The sequence below is a fragment of the Arenibacter troitsensis genome, assembly GCF_900177645.1.
Lineage (GTDB): Bacteria > Bacteroidota > Bacteroidia > Flavobacteriales > Flavobacteriaceae > Arenibacter > Arenibacter troitsensis.
This window is the reverse complement of sequence record NZ_FXAO01000001.1, coordinates 433,739-454,796: the sequence shown is the minus strand read 5'-3', so window position 1 is coordinate 454,796 and position 21,058 is coordinate 433,739. Positions and strand designations below refer to the sequence as shown.

Here is a 21,058-nt window from a genome sequence, read left to right as displayed (position 1 = left end):
ACCATACATGAAACTGAATTTACTGTTTAGTAATCACCCCTATTTCACCAACAGACATTCTTTTATCATCGTCAATTATTTTAACTCCTTTCAATTTTACAAATCGTGCTTTCGTTGTTTTGAAGCTTACGGTTTGTTTAATAGGATTGTTTTTGATATTGGCAAACTCTCCAGTAGCTGCCACAGACCATGTTTTATTATCCCTACTAATTGAAAACTCATACTGTGAAACAATTCCCACCGGCCATCTTCCCCGAACGGGCATATAGGTAAACCCTTGTAACCGCTGTACTTCTCCTAAATCAACAACGACTTCCACAGCTGTATCGCTTGCCGCGCTTACCCAAGTACTATTTGGATTGTCATCAATAAGCCTATGGGCGTCTCCAAGCTTGCCGGCACTTACCTTTAGCACCTTCCAATCTTTTTTGCTAATATCAAAATACATTTCCTTGACCGAGGTTTTCTCCCTGTTTTCCGGATTATAGGCCAAGGCCTTAATAGTTGTAGGTTTATCTATCCTGAAACCTGATTGGTATTTGGGAGATTTTTCTGTTGGTTCCGAACCATCCAAGGTGTAATGGATATCTATATTTTTATCACTCACCTCCATGCTTACCACACCACTTTTATCTCTTTTGATTATAGGTTGTGTAAGCAAATTTGGAGCACGGTACAACTCGATATTCGAAATAACGGGTGCCGCTTTTGATGCGGTAATATTTACACGGACGGCAGAAACTTCAACGGTATCGAATCGTAAGATTCTTTTCACTCCTATGGTAGTTTGCGTATCTATAAGTTTCCAATTTCCGTCTATCCTAGCCTCTACGTTAAATCCATAAACCCGTTGTCCCAAGGCAATATATTCTTGAAGTAGAATTCTGTTTACTTCTGTTGGTGAATCAAAGTTAAGGGTAAGGGAAGCTGTTGTGACTCCCTCATCGGTTGTCCAATAGGTATTGTTGTCCCCATCAATTACCTTTCCAGCTCCAAATTTGGAATGATTACCCCTAACATTTGTGGCACCAACCTTGGCGGTTTTAGCAATGTTATTTGCAAAATCCTTATTTATTTGTTCCTTTAGCGCCATTAGTTGAACCGAATCCCTCTCATGTACCAACCCTCTATCATCTACGGGTAAATTAAGCAACAATGAGGCGTTCCTTCCCACCGATTCATAGTAAATCTTTACCAAATGTTCCAGGGATTTCACTTGTGAATCCTCGGAAGGGTGGTAGTACCATCCTGGTCGTATAGACACATCGCATTCGGCCGGTACCCAATGCGTACCGTTCTCATGTCCGGAACGTAATTCCTTATACTTGGAATAGCCTGGATAAACTTTGTTTCTTTCCAACAAACTCCAATTGGTTTCATTGGCCCATCCTTCCTCATTGCCTACCCATCGGACTCCAGGACCACCATCACCAAAAATCACGGCATTGGGCTGTAGTTCCCTTATTATTGCAATGGCCTTATCCCATTGATAATAGGTTTTGTTATCAATTTTCCGGGTTTCATTAGCCCCTCCGTAATAACCAGAACCTCCATTGGCACCATCGAACCACACTTCAAAAATCTGCCCGTAATTAGTAAGCAATTCCCGCAACTGATTGTGAAAATAGGTCACGTACTCCGGTTTACCATAATCCGCATGGTTTCTATCCCATGGGGATAGATACACCCCCATTTTTAGTCCGTATTCAGCACAGGCTTCCGATAAATCTTTCAACACATCACCTTTACCGTTCTTCCAAGGAGAGTTTTTTACGGAATGTTCTGTGTATTTTGAGGGCCATAAACAGAATCCGTCATGGTGCTTGGCAGTTATTATAACCCCTTTCATGCCAGCTTCTTTTATAGTTTTCGCCCATTGTCTGGCATCCAATTGGGTTGGGTTGAATTGTGATGGTTTTTCACTTCCCATACCCCATTCCATATTGGTGAAGGTATTCATATTAAAATGAATAAACCCATAATACTCCAAATTGTGCCATGCTAATTGGCGTTCTGTTGGCAAAGGGCCGTATGGTTCTGGAGCATCAGTGTATTGCCCATGGGACAAGTAGAAATTTAGCAGTGCCAACAGTACTAAATTTAAATTAAATTTACTCATATATAAAAATTTACAACTCTTGCTAGTTTTAAATCCAGTGTCTAAAGTCTAACCTCTTATGTCTTCACACCTAGGTTCCCCCTAAGAATAAGGGAGAGACTGTTAAAGTCTCTCCCAAACAACTCAACTAACTATAACAAACTCAAAAATTAAACTTCATCTTATACCGCCATTAGGCATGTATTTCTGAATTATTATTCCCAACCCGGGTTTTGTTTCAATTCTCCATTTGGGTATAGGCCTATTTGACTTGGAGGAATTGGATATAAGTAATTTTTGCCCTCATCAAATTGCCTTGCTCTTGATGTTCCTTGATAAGGCTCAACAAATCCGTCCGAGTTTGTTCTTGCGAATGGCTCATTCACTGCATTAGGATAAACATCAGGGTTAAATTTTGCTCCCAATGGGGTCTGGGCAAGCAATTGCCCAGCCTTCCATCTAACTATATCATCCCTTCGCATTCCCTCAGCGGCACACATTCCACAAAACAACACGATTGACAAAATACTTGAATTGAACATAATTAAAAGTAAATGTTATTGAAACGTTTACTATCAAATCTATAACTAGCCATAGTATTGGGAATTAATCTACTGCCGTGGCCATAAAGGTCAATTCGTCAAAATTGGCTGTGATTTCACCATTGATCGATGAAATAGCCACTAATCTAACATATCTATAATTTGTGGAATTTTCCGGGATCAAAACCTCAAAAGTTTCTTGTGTATTATCGGTTACCTCAACCAGTTTGACCCATCCTTTGGATATTGCATCCGCTTCCCAATGAGCAATTGAGACATTATTTTCATCCCCATCAGCGTCTATATCCATCGTTTCGGCTCCAACAATTTCATTTGTTGCCCAAATTTGATAGGATGCAGGGCTTCTACCCCCACAACATTCCGACCGCTTATCAAGTCTGAATCCACTTAGATTGGCAGCCACCCCGATATCAAAACTCATTACGAACGGGTACTGGTCCTCCACCGAGTCACAACTATGCCAGAATTCTCCGGTTGCACCATCGGTTAACCTTTCATAGCTAGACCCATAACAACCATCAGATGCATCAAAAGGCATTCTTAGAGCAGTAATATTGGTATGGTTTATTTGAAATTGTTCTGGGAATACTGTTTCCGATATAGAACTAAAAACATCAATGGCATTGGAGCGAGGTGCATAAATACTTTTTACAATAATGGAACCACCTAATTTGTAGGATGACAAAGTTGTTTCACTTATATCATTGGATACTTCTATTGTCTGCATAGCTCCATTAGCATCTTCATAGCTTATAGATGTTGAGATACTTCCATTCGGGACATCTCCCCAGGTTAGCACCGCATGAGTCTCAAATGCTTTTATTGCGGAAATGCTTCTACTTAGTAACGCATTTTGATACTTTGTACCATAAACAACAGTAGTGACTTCTCGGGGAATGGATGTATTTCCCGAATCGTCTTTTAGTAAGACGTCAAAATTATATTCCCCTTCGTCTAAATTGACAATAAAAGAAATGGTGTCATTGCCATTACTTTGTCGTTCCACATCAAACTCATGATTGAACGATTTGTCTTTAGTTTGGAGAACACCGCCGCTTATTTTAGGATCGGCATTAATTACTATTGAAAATTTTAGTTTTTCAAAACCAGGAGCGACTATCACGGTATCAGGTGTTCCAACGTATATGATCTCCCCGTCTTTGGTGAATTCACTGTAGGTTTCGGACGTCTCTTCACAGGAGGCAACGACAATAATTGTGCCTATGGCCAAGAGAGCGAAATACATAATTCTTGATGACTTTTTCATTATTTTATAATTATTAAAGATTAGCGATAACAGGACTGCTTTGATTAAATATGGTTTATTTTATTGGCAATCCAGTTTTTCGGTTATTCAGCTAACTGTCCCCAGAAATTGACTTCCATGATATGCATAAATTTTCCTTCTGACCAGTTTTTAAGGTTTACAAAACGGATGTAGCGTATCGGTGGGGCATCAATTGGAAATTCAAACTCTTCTCCTGAAGCTGCCGAGGCGGCATCTTCAGCACTGTTCAGACCTATAGCCCCTCCAGAAGGTTTTATAACTTCCCCATTCTCAATTAATTTGGTCCAACCTTCAAAAGAATCTCCATTATCGGCAGGTAGTTCGTCTATACCCCAAACCTCAAAATACCTGGGATTACCATGGGTGAAAATCCAAGAACCTTGTCTTTGCCAGAATTTAAACCTACTTAGTTTAGCCTTCACCCCAAGATCCATGGTAAACATATGATAAGGCTCAGTATAAGGGGCAATGGTAACACCAGGTTCTGTTTGAGAGGTATGATACCCTGAGCCGTCAATACTTCCGTTCCACATATTGGGCATTACCCAGCCAAATGCATCTTGTCTGTCCCCGTTAAGGAAAAGATCGTCAAACTTTTGAATGTCCAGCTGAATTTCTGACAAGGGCAGCACCTTTGTTTGTTTTATATCTGTGATATTATTCCAACGGTCTATGGCGGCAACACCAAAATTTTGTAGGGCCGGAGCAAACGTTCTATAGGTAAAGTGAGACCGGTTATCGTTCTCTATAAACGCGGATTGATTATAACTAATGTTGCCATTTGCATCACTCGCATATAAAAGCAATTCAGCTTTAATATTATCCTCATTATTATATTTCAGTCGGACACCTCCAAAATCTGGAACCAGTTCAAACGATGAAAAAAGCTTGTCTATTGGTGCCGTTTGAGGATTGATGGTAACCTTAACTGGAGTTGACTTATTGTTGCTTCGATCCACTACTACAAGGTTAACATCCTGTGGGGAAGTTTCTTTGAGTCCCTCAATACTGACATAATTCTTAAAATTGGAAGACCTTGCTGAAATCAATTCCCCATTTCTTTCATAACTGGCCTCCACAAGAAGCGCATCTTCATCCGGCGGCAGTTTATATTTAATAATGGCACCACCGGGTAAATTCTCTACAGTAACTTCTGTTATTACATTTGGTGGTACCCCATCACCGACCAATGGTCCTCGCTCTTCTTCTTCGCAGGAAAAATTCAACAAACATATTGATAGAAGCGTTAAACTAAACAATTTGATATTTTTCATTGTATAATTATTCTTTATAAAGTACATTTTACCAACCTGGGTTTTGTACTAAATTACTATTAGTTATTATGTCGTTCTCGGCTATAGGCCAAAGATAGTCTCTGGTCAAAAAGCGATAGCTTCCTATTGATATTACCTTGTAATAATCTTCTGTATTCTCCCCTTCTGCATTCCATCCACGTTTGTCACTGTTTAAAAATTCCCCAGCGCGTTTCCATCTTCTTAAGTCCCAAAAGCGATGACCTTCAAAGACAAGTTCAATCAAGCGCTCGTCATGGATTATATCTCTTAAACCATCTTGGGTATTTGGTTTATTCGGATTAGTGGAGGCAGCAGTCCAAGATTCTACTACCCCATTTAGGCCCGCTCTATCCCGAACCAAATCGATCCACGGTATAGCTTCAGATGATTTTCCAGATTCATTCAGTGCTTCTGCATATAACAAATAAAGATCCGCCAATCGTACAACTGGAAAGGGGTAAGCCCTGTTACTATAACCGTAAGATGTGCCTCTTTGGACATTTTCATAATACACCAATTTTTTTGGCCAATAACCAGAGACTCCCCAACGGTTGGCATCGGTCTTACCTGTTCTTTGTCCTTTTTTTGCCTCGACTATAAGTTCATTATCATCACTTTGTTGACCATGGCCGAACCATGTACCTCCATCAAAACCTAATGAAGCATAAAATCGCGGTTCCCTGTTCATATTGAGGTTTGCCGTTTCAAACCCAGGCCTGACATAATGTTGATGAGCTTCATCTGCAACAGAAACTTTAAAACGGTTACTAAAATCATAACTATTATCCTCGTCTATTGGCACTCCATTTTCTGAGTAGAACATTTCTGCGATTCTCATTGGAGCATTATAGTATGACTCAACACTTTCCCGTGTCTCAGCCGTAATATCAAGGGCAATTTTAGCCTGCGACCAGTTTTGTAAGGCTGATACGCTACGGCCAGAGGCACCCCAGACTATTTCCTCGTTCCAACGTTCCGCTATACTACCTCTTATACTTAATTTAGTCACTGTGGTGTCAGACCAGTCTGACGGAGCCCCAGTAAATCTATATAAAGAGTGTCCGGCATCATGAGCAAAATCAATGGCGTCTTTACATGCGATTGCTGCCAAGTTCCATTTTTCTTTATCATAGGTAGTATTGATCAATTCATTACCTTCCGCATCGATAAATCCAGCGTAGTCAACGTTTCCATTAAACAAAGGACTAGCAACCGTCATTAAGGTACGAGCCTTAATGGCTGCAGCGATAGGGGTGGTTATTCTACCAAGTTCAGTCCCCTGATCTTCCACTACACTTGGCAGATCACCAATAGCTTCATCCAGCAATTCCACAATGTAATCCGCCACCTCATCTACAGGAGCCCGGCTAACCCTTACTGCCTCCACCCCAGCGCTAACTTCTATATTTTCACGGATAATCGGGATAGGGCCGTACATTCTCATTAAATAAAAATGGTAGTAAGCTTTTAAAACCTTGGCTTCAGCTATCCATCTTATTTTTTCATCCTCACGAATATCAAAAGGTTTGTCGATATTTTCTAAAAATATATTACAATCACGTAATGCAATAAAAAGATTAGATACACTATTTGAGCCCCAGTAGCCTAAGCGAGGAGTAACCTTGGATTGCCCCCCCCTTCCAATAATGCTTCCATCCCAGTCCCGTGACACATTGTCATTCACAGCTATTTCATCCCCAGCCACTAGAGCTGGATTGCTAATACTGTTAACTGGAGGGAGGTAGCCATACAAAGTGGCAAGAAAACGTTCTGCTGCATCCCGGGTTTCGAAGGCATCTTCAATAACCGCTATATTATCTGGCACAACATCTACATATTTGGAGCACGAAACTCCCGATGCAATTAGTATAATGGACAGAGATCTTATTATCAATTTTATATTCATCTTTTTTTCTTTTTGATTTTATTTTTTTAAAAAAATTAAAAACCGAGTTGAATACCCACATTTATAGTTCTTTGAAGTGGATAATTTAAACCCGTTCCCTTAAGTTCCGGATCCCATATCTTAAATTTGCTCCAAGTCATTATGTTCGTTCCTGTGACATACATTCTAAGCTTCTGGATATTAAGCTTTTCTTCCATTCCCTTGCCTAGGTCAAACCCTATTTCCACTTGTTTCAGTCTCATAAAAGAGCCATCACGTAACCACCAGGTACTTGTCTGTAAATTGTTTTGGATTGGGGTGGTAGAAAGTCTGGGCCAAAGAGCGTATACATTTTTATCGTCCTCTGACCAATGATCATCAGCATAGGCCTGAAGTAGGCCATTTTCTGATAAAATACCATTGCCAGCTTCTATCAATAAATCCGCTTGATCTGTCTGTGATCCCACAACGCTATTGATAAATGGTCCCGTCCTGTATGGGTCGATAAAAAAAGATGTTTCGGCAAGACCTTGAAAGAACATACTAACATCAAAGCGTTTGTACCCAGCGGAAAGCCCAAACCCATAGGTGATTTTTGGTACGTCTGGCTTTCCTATTGCTGCCTGATCCAAAGAACTAATTAGATTATCTCCATTAAGGTCCTTATACTTAATGTCCCCTCCACCGTAATCGATTCCAGGAGTTCCAAATTGAGCAGGTGAGTTTTTCGCTTCTTCATCATCGACAAACAAACGCTCAGCAATATAACCCTGTCTAGTACTTACATTGTTGCCGATGTTAGATCGCCAAGGAGCACCGAGTTCGGCATAATTGGGCTCTTCAAACACGGTATACTCATTGTCGGTATAAACAAAAGTTGCGCGACCCTGCATCCAAAAATTTTCATTAAAGGAGTGGTTAATATCCAAAGAAGCATCTACACCTTGTAATTTCACTTCACCCACATTGGTCTGGATTACCGACTGTAGCCCTAATGTAGTAGGAATGTCCGATCTTGTTTGCAAGATATTGGATCTGTTATCCTGAAATACATCTGCTCTGAACTGAACGGCGTCATTAAATAGATTCAGGTCTACCCCTACATTGAGTTTTCGTGCAGTTTCCCATGTAACCAAAGGATTTGCATATCTGCTAATGGAAACACCGTTTACGGTCTCGTTCAAATCACGACCAAAAGTATATCCTCGACCACCATTATTGATATCGACCTCTGAGAGATAGAAAAAACGATCATTTCTCGTGTTTCCTATTTGATCGTTACCTACCCAACCGTAAGAGGCTCTAAATTTAAGTCTGGAAATTGATTCGGATTTAAAAAATTTTTCATTTGACACCAACCACCCCACACCAAAGGATGGAAAGAATCCAAAACGATTTTCTTCGGCGAACCTTTCTGATCCGTTATAGCCAAAATTGGTTTCCAAAAAATAGCGGTTATCGTAGTCATAATTAAATCTACCAGCCAAGCTAAGATTTCTACTCGGCAGTGAAAGTTGAACCGTGTTGGCGTTCCCATCCAAAAATTCTCGTGCGGTAAAGGCCAAAAGCCCTGAAACGGTATGTTTTTCGTCAAAGGTATTGTGATAATCAGTAGCGAGTTCCATATAGAGAACTGAACTATTCACTGCCTTATGATCGGGATCCAACTCTAACGACTCATCACCTTCAGAAGTTCTCGTTAATGTGTATTCCTCTGTATTCGAATCAAAAGTTGAAACCCTATAGAAATAAGGTCTATAGGATCTTCTGTTTTCGAAGGCAGAAGTGGTGTTGGCGTTTCCTAAAAACCTTGCAGAAAGGCCTTCCAAAATCGAATTTAGGTTTTGTTTGAACTCTAATTGCACCAAAGACAACTGACGTCTATAATCACGATAACCTCTTTGTAACTCCGCATAGGGATTGTACCAAACGGCCCCGTTATCTCGATTAGCGCTCTGTCTTGGCCCCAAGTCGTTTCCGAATGTAATGTGTGGAACTCCTTGCAATGCAGCATCAGGCTCTAATACCGCAGGAAAACGCACTGGGCTTGTGCGTACAGCTGCATTGTAAATAGCATTTCCACCTTGTAAGGGGCCTCTGTAATCATCTATTGTTGAATGCAACCTTACAATCATTTCAGTGTTTTCGTGCAGATCAATATTTATGTTTGAACGTAGTACATATTGATTAAGTTTTATGTTATTGGTGAAACTATTGGTGTCATCTACTTTAAGTAGGCCATCATCCGAGTTTAGTGCACCTGCAACATAATAGCGCACCTTGTCACCGCCACCACGTACATTTAGATTAATACGCCTCGAACCGGCCCAATCTTGAAATAATTCTTCAAACCAATCTACGGCTGGATAGATATTTGAATTGCCACCTCTGGCAGTACCTGCAATTTTTTCCTCTGTAAAAGTCGGGAAAAGTCCTCGTGTTCTATCGGCCTCATTCTGTAGCCGCATATGGGTAACGGGATCGGCCAGATCAATAACAGAAACTGGTGAACTGTAAGAATTCTCGTATCTCAAATTAACAACAGCTTTACCTTTTACACCGGTCTTTGTTGTGACCAGAATTATACCATTAGCCCCACGTGCTCCATAAATTGCAGTAGTGGTAGGATCTTTTAGAACCGAAAAACTTTGAATGTCATCGGGCTGTAATCGAGCAAGGTCATCTACTGTTAATTCAACACCATCTATTAGAATCAATGGACCATTTTGTCCATTAAACGAGGCTACCCCACGGACAAAGAACTGGGCATTGTCTGCACCTGGTTCACCGCTGGTCTGATAAGAAACCATTCCAGATATTCTACCTGCAAGAGCAGTTGTTAAGTTACTTGAGGGAATCTTAAGTTCGGATGGCGTAATTGAAGTCATGGCCCCTACAACAGCTTCCTTCTTTTGCGTTCCAAAACCCATAACAACAACTTCGTCCAATGCAGAAGCATCCTCCTGCAAGGCCACTGCTATGTTTGTTTTTCCCTGTAGGGCAATCTCTTTGTTAGCAAAACCTAAATAAGAAAAGACAAGTACAGCTCTGGCATTTAGCACATCAATAGAGAAGTTTCCGTCGAAATCGGCTGTTACGCCATTAGTTGTTCCTTTTTCTATAACATTTGCACCTGGGAGTGGAGTTCCACTTCCATCAGTTATAGTTCCTGATACGGTCACATCTTGGGCACTTATGTCTTGCAGACCCAGTAGTACCAAAAATATTAAAAAATGAAAAAGTCTAAAATTCATAAAATGTTTTTTTTGGATAGTCTTCACAATTTCTGGGAAGAAAATTTCGATTAGATTTAAATTGGGGCAAAATCAGCTTAGCATGTGTTGTTCATCAAAATCTTAATGTAATATGATGTAATGGACATTACACCTAACCAAAACAGTTAAATTTTTATTTATAACCAAAAGCATACAATGGCCTAATTGGATTTTGAAAACTTATGCCCCATGAATTTGACAACAACAAGAATTATTGCCTGTTAGATAAAAATTATTCCTTAGTAGATTTAAAAATAGTCTCATAAAAGATTTGAGGAATTATTTTACATGTCCCTTTTGATTTGGAAGTGGTCCTCTTCCGTAATTTTTGATTCATACTCATTAAAATTTGATGGTTAATTATTGGTTAAAATTTTCCTCTTTTTTCCATGGTTTTACAATTATTCATGCTAAAAAAGTAGTCCTTCAAATGTATAGGCCTATGCATTCAACTTTGGGCTCATAACAGGTTTCATTTGGGCTCCATTTGTACAGTGCGCCTCCTTCTAACTAACTTTTTATAGGGTACATTTGTACTTGTAACAACCTCCAAAAACAATTAGTAACATAATTATCAGACTTTTACATTAATACACGACACCGGAAACTAAAAATTTCGACTATTGCCATATTTTCAATTCTTCATTGATAAATCCCATAATCGTATATTTGAAACCAACCAAATTGCGAATAACGTAATTTCAATACCACTAGAAATATCAAATTGAATGGCACTGACATGGAAGAACTTATTTTTACTGATAGTCCTAACTTGCAACACCATTTTTGGACAAAAAGAAAGTATCAACCTCCCTTTCTTTTCATTGAACGTCAAAGATGGCTTATCACAGAATTATATTACATGTACTACACAGGATTTTGAAGGTTTTATATGGATCGGCACACGAAATGGCCTCTATAAATATGACGGCTACCATTTTGAACAAATAAATCTAAAAGAAAAGGGAATTCAGGACAATCATATCAACTGTCTATATAGGGGGAGTGACCAAAATTTATGGATAGGCACCAACAAAGGCCCGGTACTTTATGACTACCAAAGCGGAGACCTTACCCCTCTGTTCTTAGAGAATGGTGCCCTGGCAAAAAGCATTACGACTTTTTTCCAACAAGACAAAAAAAACATCTGGATAGGTACTGGCGAAGGACAGCTCTTATCATACAACATAGCCAATAATGAAATAAAGAAGTATAGCCATCCCGGATTTAGGAACATTTCCAGTATTGGAATTACAAATACCAACACCTTATTGATTGGTTTCAAATACGGTGGACTGTTAACTTTCTCTATAAAAAATGAAAAATTCTCTGTCCCAAAAGGATATGAACAGATAGGTGGAACCGGGATCAATTCCATAATTGAGGCCAAACCAGAAACTTTCCTTGTCGTTACCCCCAAAGGAGTATTCCTTTATAAACATGGGGTTAACCCCTTGGAAGTACAAAAACTGATAAGCCCAACGAATGCCAATGCCCTAAATTCAGTCATTAGTCTATTGGCGGTAAATAATAAACATATATGGCTAGGTACGGACGGTCATGGTATACTTGAGTATACTATTGCATCCGGAAAACTGGAGCCACTACGTTTCGAAGGGCTATCCCCTTCCTTCTCCGTCACCTCCATGTTTAAGGCCAGGGATAATTCCATTTGGATCGGAACTACCAATCAAGGACTTAAAATAGTCAACCCCTATAAAAGTCAGTTTAACCATTGGGCTTTTGAAAAAGGCAATAAAACAGGGTTAAGTAGTAATTCTGTTTTAGGGTTGACGGAGGACAGCAATGGAAATATAATCTTGGCTATGGATGGAGGCGGAATTACTATATTTGATCCCAACTCAAGAAAATTTGAACATTATTTCAAAAATTCAGAGGAAAAAAGGGTGGTTAACACGGTAATCCAAGATAAAAATAATCGTATTTGGGCCGGAACCTTCAATCATGGATACCATGTTTCCCGACTTTCCTCCTCCTACTTCCTAGAGCCACTGACCCTTGCAATACCCAAAGAAATTGAAAACATTTCCGTTAAATCCTTTCTTCGGGACAAGCAGGACAACATTTGGATTGGTACCATCACTGGAGGAATCTACCTTTACGACAATAAAAACGGAACGATAAAAAAGTTTAAGGAAAACAATCCCCTTATTCAATACGCACAACCCTATTGTATTTATCAAAGCTCGGATTCCAAAATCTGGTTTGGATGTTACTCCGGCCTGTACGTTTATAACCCAAAAGATGATTCTTTAAAAGAATTCTTTCCTGAAAATGGGTCCCACTTTAAACAAGTTATCTCCATAGAGGAATTGGATGGGGACAATTTATGGTTAGGCACCAAAACCGGATTATATAATATTAATAGAAAATACAATAAAACAACACTTTATACAGAGAAACAAGGCTTGCCCAGTAATGTAGTCAATTCACTTTTGGTTGATTCCTCAAAATTCTTATGGTTGGGAACGGATAAAGGTCTATCTCAATTTAATCCGGCTACTAAGGAATTTCGAAATTTTGGGCGAGAGGATGGTATTCATGGCCTTGAATTTAATGAAAATGCAAGGTTAAAAGGCAGTGATGGTACATTATATTTTGGTAACACAAACGGAGTTTATTTTTTCCACCCAAACCAAATAAAAACCAATCCTATTCCACCGGAAATTGTATTGACCGATTTTAAGATAAACTCAGAGGATGTGACTACAACCAATGACAACGTGGAAAATAACAGGCCTATCAACCAGGTAGAAGAAATTAATCTAAACCACAGACAAAATTTCTTCACCCTGCATTTTACAGCACTAAATTTCACCAATCCTGACAAGAACCAATATAAATATAAACTTATGGGGTTTGATCAAGATTGGATTTTTGCAAACAATGAAAGAAAAGCCAATTATACGAATATACCCCCAGGAGAATATATTTTTAAAGTGGAAGCCAGCAATAACGATGGAATATGGAGCATTGCACCTAAAACTTTAAAGATAATTATATACCCGCCTTGGTGGCTAACATGGTGGGCCAGAATTTTATTTGTGATTATAACTTTAGGATCTCTAATCTTGGTCAACACCTATGTATTAAAGCAAATAAAATTAAAAAATGATCTAAAAATTGAGCGTTTGGAGAAGAATAACCAGATACAACTGAACGAATTTAAGACAAAGCTTTTTACCAACCTTACACATGAATTAAGAACACCCTTGACCATGATATTGAGTCCGTTGGACAAGTTGATCAATAAGGAAACACAGGGACCGGAATATAAAAGTCAACTTCTATCTATTCAACGCAATGCCCAGAACCTGTTAAAACTAATCAATGAATGGCTGGATTACCGCAAATCAACCTCAACACAGCCAATAATTAAGGCCATTCAATTGGACTTGGTCAATTTTGCCCAAGATATTACAGAAGCATTTAAGGAATTGGCCACCGATAAATCCATGGAGATAAAATTTATATCGCAAACTCCATCCATACCTTGTCATTTTGACCCCAGAGCCATTGAAAAGGTAATATCCAACCTTATTTCCAATGCCATAAAATATTCGGAGGCGGGAAGTAACATTACTATACAGCTAGGTACTTCTTCTTCTAAATTAGATGGAACGTCAAACGCTTTTTTTAAGATTGAGGATGAAGGGAAAGGAATTTCATTAAAAAAACAGGAACTAATATTTGAACGCTTCCAATCCCTAGGCGAAAATCCTTCTACTAGCACGGGTATAGGCCTTGCCCTTTCCAAAGAGTTGGTCGAGGCTCATCATGGTAAACTGGAATTCACCTCTATTCCACAAAAGGGCAGCACATTTACGGTAAACCTACCTTTGGGTACAGCCCATTTTACAGAAGAACAACTATCCAATTCTGCGGACCAATATACACCAACAACCACATCGCAAAAACAAAATCATCAAATAGAGATTACCCCTCACCTAAACGTTATCAACAGTTTTAAGGTTGCGCCCGATTACACGGTATTGATTGTAGAGGACGAGGATGAAATACGTGAATTTATAGCCAAGGAACTGGCCGACCACTTTAAGGTATTGACCGCGAATAATGGCAAGGACGGATTCAATAAAGCAGTTGAATCTATGCCAGATTTAGTGCTCTCTGATGTACTAATGCCCAAAGCCACAGGCTTGGAACTCTGCAAAAGCCTAAAGACCAATCTAAAAACCAGTCATATTCCCATAATTTTATTGACGGCTTTATCTGATGAAGAAAGTCAAGTTCAAGGGTTAAAAGAAGGTGCCGAGGACTATATTACCAAACCATTTAGTATAAATGCCTTGTTCTATAAAATAAAATCGATCATTGAAAATAGACAGTTGATTACTCAAAGATATCAGATTGAAACAATAATGAAGCCCAAGGAGTTGGCACAGTCCACACCTGACAAAGATTTACTCGAAAAGGCAGTAAATATTATACACAACAATATTTCGGAACCAAATTTCACCGTAGACAAATTGGTAATGGAATTAGGGATGAGCAGAACTCCATTTTTTAAAAAAATAAAAAGCCTTACTAATTTAACACCAAATGAATTTTTAAAAATTGTACGTTTGAGACATGCCGCTCAAATGCTTCTAAAAACAGACCTGAATATATCTGAAATCAGTTTTGAAGTAGGGTTTCTGTCGGCCAAGTACTTTCGATCAACGTTTAAAAAACAATTCGGAGAAACACCATCAAGTTACAGGGAGAAGAGAATTACTAAAACCTAATTATTTATTATTATATCCTTAACCTTATAGATTTCTTGACTATGAACATTGTATGAAGGGTAGTAGTTCGAGTTAGAAATTATGTAGTTTATTTTATGCCACAACCTATAGTTTAACTCCTATAAACAGTTTTAAACTAATCCTTCTTAGAAGTCACCTATTCGGTGAGCAAAAAAAAAAAAAAAAACGACTCCCTAAAAACCCCTGTATACACGGCATTCCAGCTGTAGGTTCTGGTCCCTCCGGCTCCACTTCAAAAACCACCTACGGGTGGTTTTACGATTTAATTCATTGCATATTATTGTTCATTAAAAGTTTTTAGGAAATCGATGATTTACTTCTAAATCGAGATTAGGAGCAGCCAATGCTAGGCATTTGGCAAGGCAAAAAATGAACGGAACACGAACTCTGGGATAGTTTATTTTATATTTTTCCAATTCCTACATAACTTTTAGGATTGATCCTGCGGATGTCCAATAATAAAAAGTCCTTAAATTTCCCTATAATACATCAAGGACATTATTCGACGTTGAGAATTATTTGGGGAAATCCATTATTTTATTAATTCTGCCACATCCCAAAATCATAGAACTCATTCTAGCTTGACCTTTATAGCCACAACTATAGAATCTACGTATGCTGGTGAATTATATCAGATTTTGCCTCCTAGCCTTCTGCACTGCTTCCAGTTTGTTGTGGACCTGAAGTTTTTTATAAATGTTTTCAATATGCTTCCTTACCGTACTAGGTGAAAGGAATAAATTATTAGCTATGACCGTATAACTTAGTCCCCTTGCCAATTGATCCAGAACCTCTTGCTCCCTTCCACTCAGCACAACCATATCTTCATTTATGGCTAAAGATTCCTGTTTTTCCGGACAACGCAAAAGCCGTAAAGTTTTTACCGCTATGGAAGGACTCATGGCCGCTCCTCCGCCAAGTGTATCCTTGATGGCCGTATATAGTTTGTCCGCCTCAATTTCCTTGAGCAAATATCCATCGGCCCCGGCTTTTATGGCATTGAAAATATTTTCGTCGTTGTCAAAAACAGTCAGCATAAGCACCTTAATGTGTGGGTATTTTTGCTTTACGAGATTTACGGTCTCTATCCCATCCAACACCGGCATTTCAATGTCCATGAGCACCAGGTCTAGGTTGTGGTTCTTTTCCAGTTTTGCCAAAAGTTCACTTCCATTGTACACCAGGTATTTGATGGCGAGATCGTCATAATCGACAAGCTTTTCATGAATGGCCCGTGCCAAAAATGTATTGTCATCCACTATGGCCAATTTTATTTTGCTCATCCTTTTGTTGTTTTTTTTTGATTGTAGACCCAATTCATACGTTGATCTCCAACTCTACCTTAGTACCCTTACCCGGAACAGATGTCTGCTTTAGTTCGATTCCAGCTTTTCTGGCCCGGTTGCGCATAATATGAAGACCGTTCCCTGTGGACTCTTTTGTGGAATCGAAACCTCTTCCAAAATCTTCGATCTCAATATTAATGGTATTTTCTTCCTCTGAAAATGTTACAAGTATTTCTGGACTGTCGGCATGTTTAACGGCATTGTTCACAGATTCCTGGACAATTCTAAATAGATTCATCCCTGTAAAGGCGTTGAGCACTTTGGGCGAAGGATTTCCCTCTACCCTTACCTTGATCCTGTCATCTGTAGCTTCATGGACAGTGGCAGCCAATTGTTGAGTGCGTTCCTTTATGTCTTCCAAACTAATTTCATCCTTGTTCATGGCCCAAATGGTATCCCGCAGTTCGGATATGGTCACTAAGGAAAACTGTTTCATTTGGGTTAGCTTTTCCATGAGGAAAACTTCTCCCTTATCTATCCCTCTTTTGGCCGAATCCGTAATCGAGGTAAGATAGGTAAGCTGGGAACCTATATTGTCATGTAGATCACGGGCAATGCGTAAGCGTTGTTCCTTTAAGTTCTCTTGGGCCCTTGCCTCGGCCATAGCCTTTTCCAAGGCAGTTTCCCGTGCCAAGTTCTTTGCCTTTACTCTCTGTTCACGAAACGTAACAATACCAATCAATAAAAGCAATACCAATAAACCACCACTGGCGAACAACATATTGTTGCGCTCTTTTAAGGAAAGCTCGCTTTCTACCAGCTCGTTCTGTTGGCGTAGAATTTCATTTTCCTTTTGCTCGGACTCGTACTTTTCTCTTAGGTTGAACATTTCCTTCGCTTTTTCGGCAAAATAAAGACTGTCTCTTGCTGCCTTATGTTTTTGATGATACCCATATGCTTTTTTAAAGTCGGGTTTTTCTTCATAAATTAGAGACAAGGTTTTAGAAAGCGCGTCAATGCCCGGAAGGTAATTTATTGAATCTGCTTCTCGATATGTGGTCAAAGCCAATTTTTCGGCCAGATCCATTTTACCCTGTTTTAAATATATATTGGCCAAATCATTCTTTAATGATATAAGGGCCAGACGTTCTCCCTTTTCCTGCTGAAGGGCTATGGCCTCATTATAATAAAGTTCAGCCTCTTCAAAATTTCCAAGTGCCCAACTTGCCAGGGCCAAATTCGTCAAAGGATATGCAAGTTCTAAAATGGCACCGATATCTTTATTGGTATCGTATGATTTTTTGGCAAATTCAATGGCCCTGTCGTAGTGCTTTTTTTCCAAATAGGCCACCGCCAAAGAGTTATAGCACATGGCCATAAAATAATTGTTCCCAATCCTTTCATACAAATCCAATGCCTTTAGATAGTATTCAAGAGATAGATCAGATTCTTGAATCAGCTTATATCTATTTCCCAAATTCAAATAAGATCCAGCAATCCAAATGCTATCCTTCCCTGCTGTAAAGTTCTCTAATGCCTTAAACTGAAAGTCCACCGATTTATCAAACTCAGATAGCGCCTCGTACGCATTGGCTATATTGGTATAAAGGCTTCCCAAAACAAAATGATCGTTGGAGGTTTCCAAAATAGGCTTGGCCTTTAAATGAAAACCCAATGCTTCTTTGGGCCTACCTTCATCCCAAGAAAGAATCCCATATACAATCCATATCCTAGCCCTGTAATAATCGTCATCCAAAGCTTCTGCCTCCTTAAATGCCCATTCTGTATAAAATCTGGCACTGTCCATATCTATGGATCGAAACTTCATTGCAATATCTTTCAATGCCAATACTTTATCTCCTTCCTTTTTCAGTACCAAAGTATCTTTCAACGCAATAATCTCTTGTTGAATATCTTGGGCAAACAGTGGTAATCCGAATAGAATAAAGAGGTATAAAAAGGGTAAATCAAATTTTTTAAGGTCGGTCATTACAAAAAGAAAATGATTGGTGATTAAAACTAAACCAAATGTAGAAATAATCGTTCTTTTTATTAAAAAATAGGATCGGCATAGTAGTAATTTAATTTGATTTATCCACCAATTTATCTATAGTGGCGTCCAGAAAGGCATCGATACCAATTTCTGCTCCCTTCTTATAAATTTCTGGATTGCATTTCACAACGGTTACATTGATATCTTCCTTGTCTTCTACACGCCATACATGAAAAACACCCGCATCCGTACCTCGCTTATCCACATCGGCGGCTTGAGAGGCATCAAATTTTTGTTTTTTCAGTACATCAGCTACCTCAACACCGCCACGAACAATCATTTGCCCTATATTAAACCTGTTAAAGCTCGATTCGTTGATTTTAAAATCAGTATCGGCCTTTACCTGAGCATACCCAGCCATACGGTTCAAAGATCTGGAGGTTTCGCTTAAAGCATTATCAAACGCCTGCACATTCAAAACTACTTTATTAAAAATAAAATCCTTTTTCCCGTTCGAGACCTTCATTTCCACCTGTTCTTCATAATTAGCTATTTTAAGGGGGCCGGTCTTCTTGTTATCCATGGATTGCTTTGCCACGATAAACTTTTGGCTTGTTGGGCGCATAATTATCGCCCCAAACTCCTCTCCTTTTTCACCACCTTGCCCAGCTCTTAATTCCCAACGTTTCTCGCGGTCTTTTACATAGGCCCCATGGTTCCACAATTCATCTATAGAGATTATTTCAAAACCTTTAGATTTAAGATTTGCTTTATACTGTTCGAACAATTTATCGGTAAGTTCCTGTAAATCATCTATTTGCAATCCGTCCAAAACCAAGGTCAAGGATGCTTTGGCATCGCCCTTTAACCCTCCTCTCCACATCTTCCCACCTGCCTTTTTGTCCTCCAACTGCAAGGCCGTTTGAAAATTGACTTGAAAATCCGAAATAACGATCCTTTTAGGACTTTTCCTAAAATTAAGGTTTGCCGGACCCAACATCTTTACTTTAAAATCCTTCACATTTTGGGCCATTACCAATGAAGATGTACATAATAAGATCAATAAAAAAGATAAGATGGATAAATTGTTACGTTTCATATTATAATTTTTAAGTTTTTTTTACAAACCTATATAACCTTGATTTTGGTCACAATAGGGCAATTGACGTAAAGTCAGCCGAATGTGGCATCATCAAATATCAAAAAAATTATAGCTAAGTAGACCAACAAGAAAGGCGGCCATTATCAATAAGGCATTCACTTGACGCAATTTTGGGTTCAAGTTCTTGGACCTGGCCAACAAATGCATTATAATGGACAACAGCAAGGTGGGCAAGCTGATGTATAGGTTGAACAAATAAAACCACATCCACGCAGTACATAACGACCAAATTGCCAATACTGAAGTCAATGGCGGAATACATCTTTCCATAAGCCCTACCGATTCATCTGGAAAATGAAAATAGAGAAATGTGAAAAGCAGCCCTATTGGTCCGATCAATACCATCAACATTAAAACAATGCCTAACATGAGTATTGGATTAATTGGTACATAAACACTATACCAGATATGTTTCTTGATTATCCTTCGTTCTTATGCTGATCGGTACATTTCCAAATTGCGTCTTGAAAATGACAATCCCATCCCCTACCGAAAGTTGATCGTACAATACGGTATTCACCACCAACGTACCATCGGTGGTTCCTACCCTATTTGAGTTGGATGTGCGGTTGGATGTAATAGTGACCTTGTCCTCCACCAGGGCCGCCACTCCCTTTTTATGGGCACTGAACCTGTCTTTTCGATGAATTCTACTCGCCCTAAGGAGTTTATAACCCTGATACAGGGGCACTATCCAAAGTGGGAATAGTAATACCATAAAACCCCAAAAACCACTAATCAACAATAAAATACCAACCGATAAAAACGGGGCAGCCAGCAACAAGCGTCGTTTCAGCACTGCATACCACATTCTTTTGAGGGCCTCAAAATCCCTTTGGGTGTACCGGGTATGTGGAATCCGTTTTTCAAGGAACCTTGTCGTATCCTTATGGGTAAGGGAAACGCCCCTCTCATCAGGTTGTAAAACAACAATAAGATCGAGTGTCCTTTTCGATATTGGTGCACGGTCCATTACTATATCCATCCCCACCTTTACTTTGGAATATTCCCGATAATCCACCGAAAATTCCTCATCATCCACGTGCAGGTAATAGTGTCTGGCGGTTCTTGTTTTTCCTCTTGTTCCCGATCTGCCACCTGTGGACTGAACATTGAGTCTTTTTTCGGTTACCCTTCCAGAGATACGATGTTTCAGCCCACGGCGGAGATCGATTGCCGTGGTCGCGATCGTATAGGCGATGATGCCGAAAAAGAACAAGCAAAAACCAATTACCACATATATCGCAATGGTATCTCCCTCAAAACTATTTTTGAAATCCCTGAACACAAAAGAGATACATAACAAAAACATCCCAATCACGATTACAGGGAACGCCAACATGGCGATCAATTGTTGTCTGAGCTTTTTTATGTCGGAAGGCGATAAGGGCAAAATCTCCTTTACTGGCATTGAGTGAAGTCTTTT

General features: G+C 39.3%; 12 protein-coding genes. 1 reads left to right on the top strand and 11 read right to left on the bottom strand.

Features of this window, described 5'->3' with window-relative positions:
- Positions 1 to 19 precede the first annotated feature (19 nt).
- From B9Y87_RS01785 to B9Y87_RS01760, 6 genes are all read right to left on the bottom strand, one after another.
- Positions 20 to 2,119 (bottom strand): alpha-L-fucosidase, encoded by a 2,100-nt coding sequence (locus tag B9Y87_RS01785; RefSeq protein ID WP_085495609.1) that lies wholly within the window; start codon positions 2,117 to 2,119, stop codon positions 20 to 22.
- 194 nt (positions 2,120 to 2,313) lie between these two features.
- Positions 2,314 to 2,640, bottom strand: a complete 327-nt coding sequence (locus B9Y87_RS01780) for a RagB/SusD family nutrient uptake outer membrane protein (protein ID WP_085495607.1) — start codon at positions 2,638 to 2,640, stop codon at positions 2,314 to 2,316.
- 64 nt (positions 2,641 to 2,704) lie between these two features.
- On the bottom strand, positions 2,705 to 3,928 hold the full coding sequence (locus B9Y87_RS01775) for a DUF4998 domain-containing protein (RefSeq protein ID WP_085495605.1): 1,224 nt from the start codon (positions 3,926 to 3,928) through the stop codon (positions 2,705 to 2,707).
- Between the two features lie 83 nt (positions 3,929 to 4,011).
- On the bottom strand, positions 4,012 to 5,223 hold the full coding sequence (locus B9Y87_RS01770) for a DUF5000 domain-containing lipoprotein (RefSeq protein WP_176225574.1): 1,212 nt from the start codon (positions 5,221 to 5,223) through the stop codon (positions 4,012 to 4,014).
- Between the two features lie 28 nt (positions 5,224 to 5,251).
- On the bottom strand, positions 5,252 to 7,150 hold the full coding sequence (locus B9Y87_RS01765; RefSeq protein ID WP_085495602.1) for a RagB/SusD family nutrient uptake outer membrane protein: 1,899 nt from the start codon (positions 7,148 to 7,150) through the stop codon (positions 5,252 to 5,254).
- 35 nt (positions 7,151 to 7,185) lie between these two features.
- Positions 7,186 to 10,383: a SusC/RagA family TonB-linked outer membrane protein gene (locus B9Y87_RS01760; RefSeq protein WP_085495600.1), complete on the bottom strand. Its 3,198-nt coding sequence runs from the start codon at positions 10,381 to 10,383 to the stop codon at positions 7,186 to 7,188.
- A 749-nt stretch (positions 10,384 to 11,132) separates the two neighbouring features.
- Here B9Y87_RS01760 and B9Y87_RS01755 point away from each other — a divergent pair.
- Entirely contained in the window at positions 11,133 to 15,170 is a 4,038-nt protein-coding gene (locus tag B9Y87_RS01755) for a hybrid sensor histidine kinase/response regulator transcription factor (protein WP_085495597.1), read from the top strand.
- Between the two features lie 647 nt (positions 15,171 to 15,817).
- Here B9Y87_RS01755 and B9Y87_RS01750 read toward each other — a convergent pair.
- The 5 genes from B9Y87_RS01750 to B9Y87_RS01735 all read right to left on the bottom strand — a co-directional run bounded on the left by B9Y87_RS01750 (position 15,818) and on the right by B9Y87_RS01735 (position 21,043).
- Positions 15,818 to 16,474: a response regulator gene (locus B9Y87_RS01750; protein WP_085495595.1), complete on the bottom strand. Its 657-nt coding sequence runs from the start codon at positions 16,472 to 16,474 to the stop codon at positions 15,818 to 15,820.
- A 34-nt stretch (positions 16,475 to 16,508) separates the two neighbouring features.
- Entirely contained in the window at positions 16,509 to 18,467 is a 1,959-nt protein-coding gene (locus B9Y87_RS01745) for a tetratricopeptide repeat-containing sensor histidine kinase (RefSeq protein ID WP_085495593.1), read from the bottom strand.
- A 91-nt stretch (positions 18,468 to 18,558) separates the two neighbouring features.
- On the bottom strand, positions 18,559 to 19,569 hold the full coding sequence (locus tag B9Y87_RS01740) for a hypothetical protein (RefSeq protein WP_085495591.1): 1,011 nt from the start codon (positions 19,567 to 19,569) through the stop codon (positions 18,559 to 18,561).
- Positions 19,570 to 19,662: 93 nt separating this feature from the next.
- Positions 19,663 to 20,001 (bottom strand): hypothetical protein, encoded by a 339-nt coding sequence (locus tag B9Y87_RS21750; RefSeq protein WP_139827118.1) that lies wholly within the window; start codon positions 19,999 to 20,001, stop codon positions 19,663 to 19,665.
- A 28-nt stretch (positions 20,002 to 20,029) separates the two neighbouring features.
- Positions 20,030 to 21,043: a hypothetical protein gene (locus B9Y87_RS01735; RefSeq protein WP_085495589.1), complete on the bottom strand. Its 1,014-nt coding sequence runs from the start codon at positions 21,041 to 21,043 to the stop codon at positions 20,030 to 20,032.
- Positions 21,044 to 21,058 lie beyond the last annotated feature (15 nt).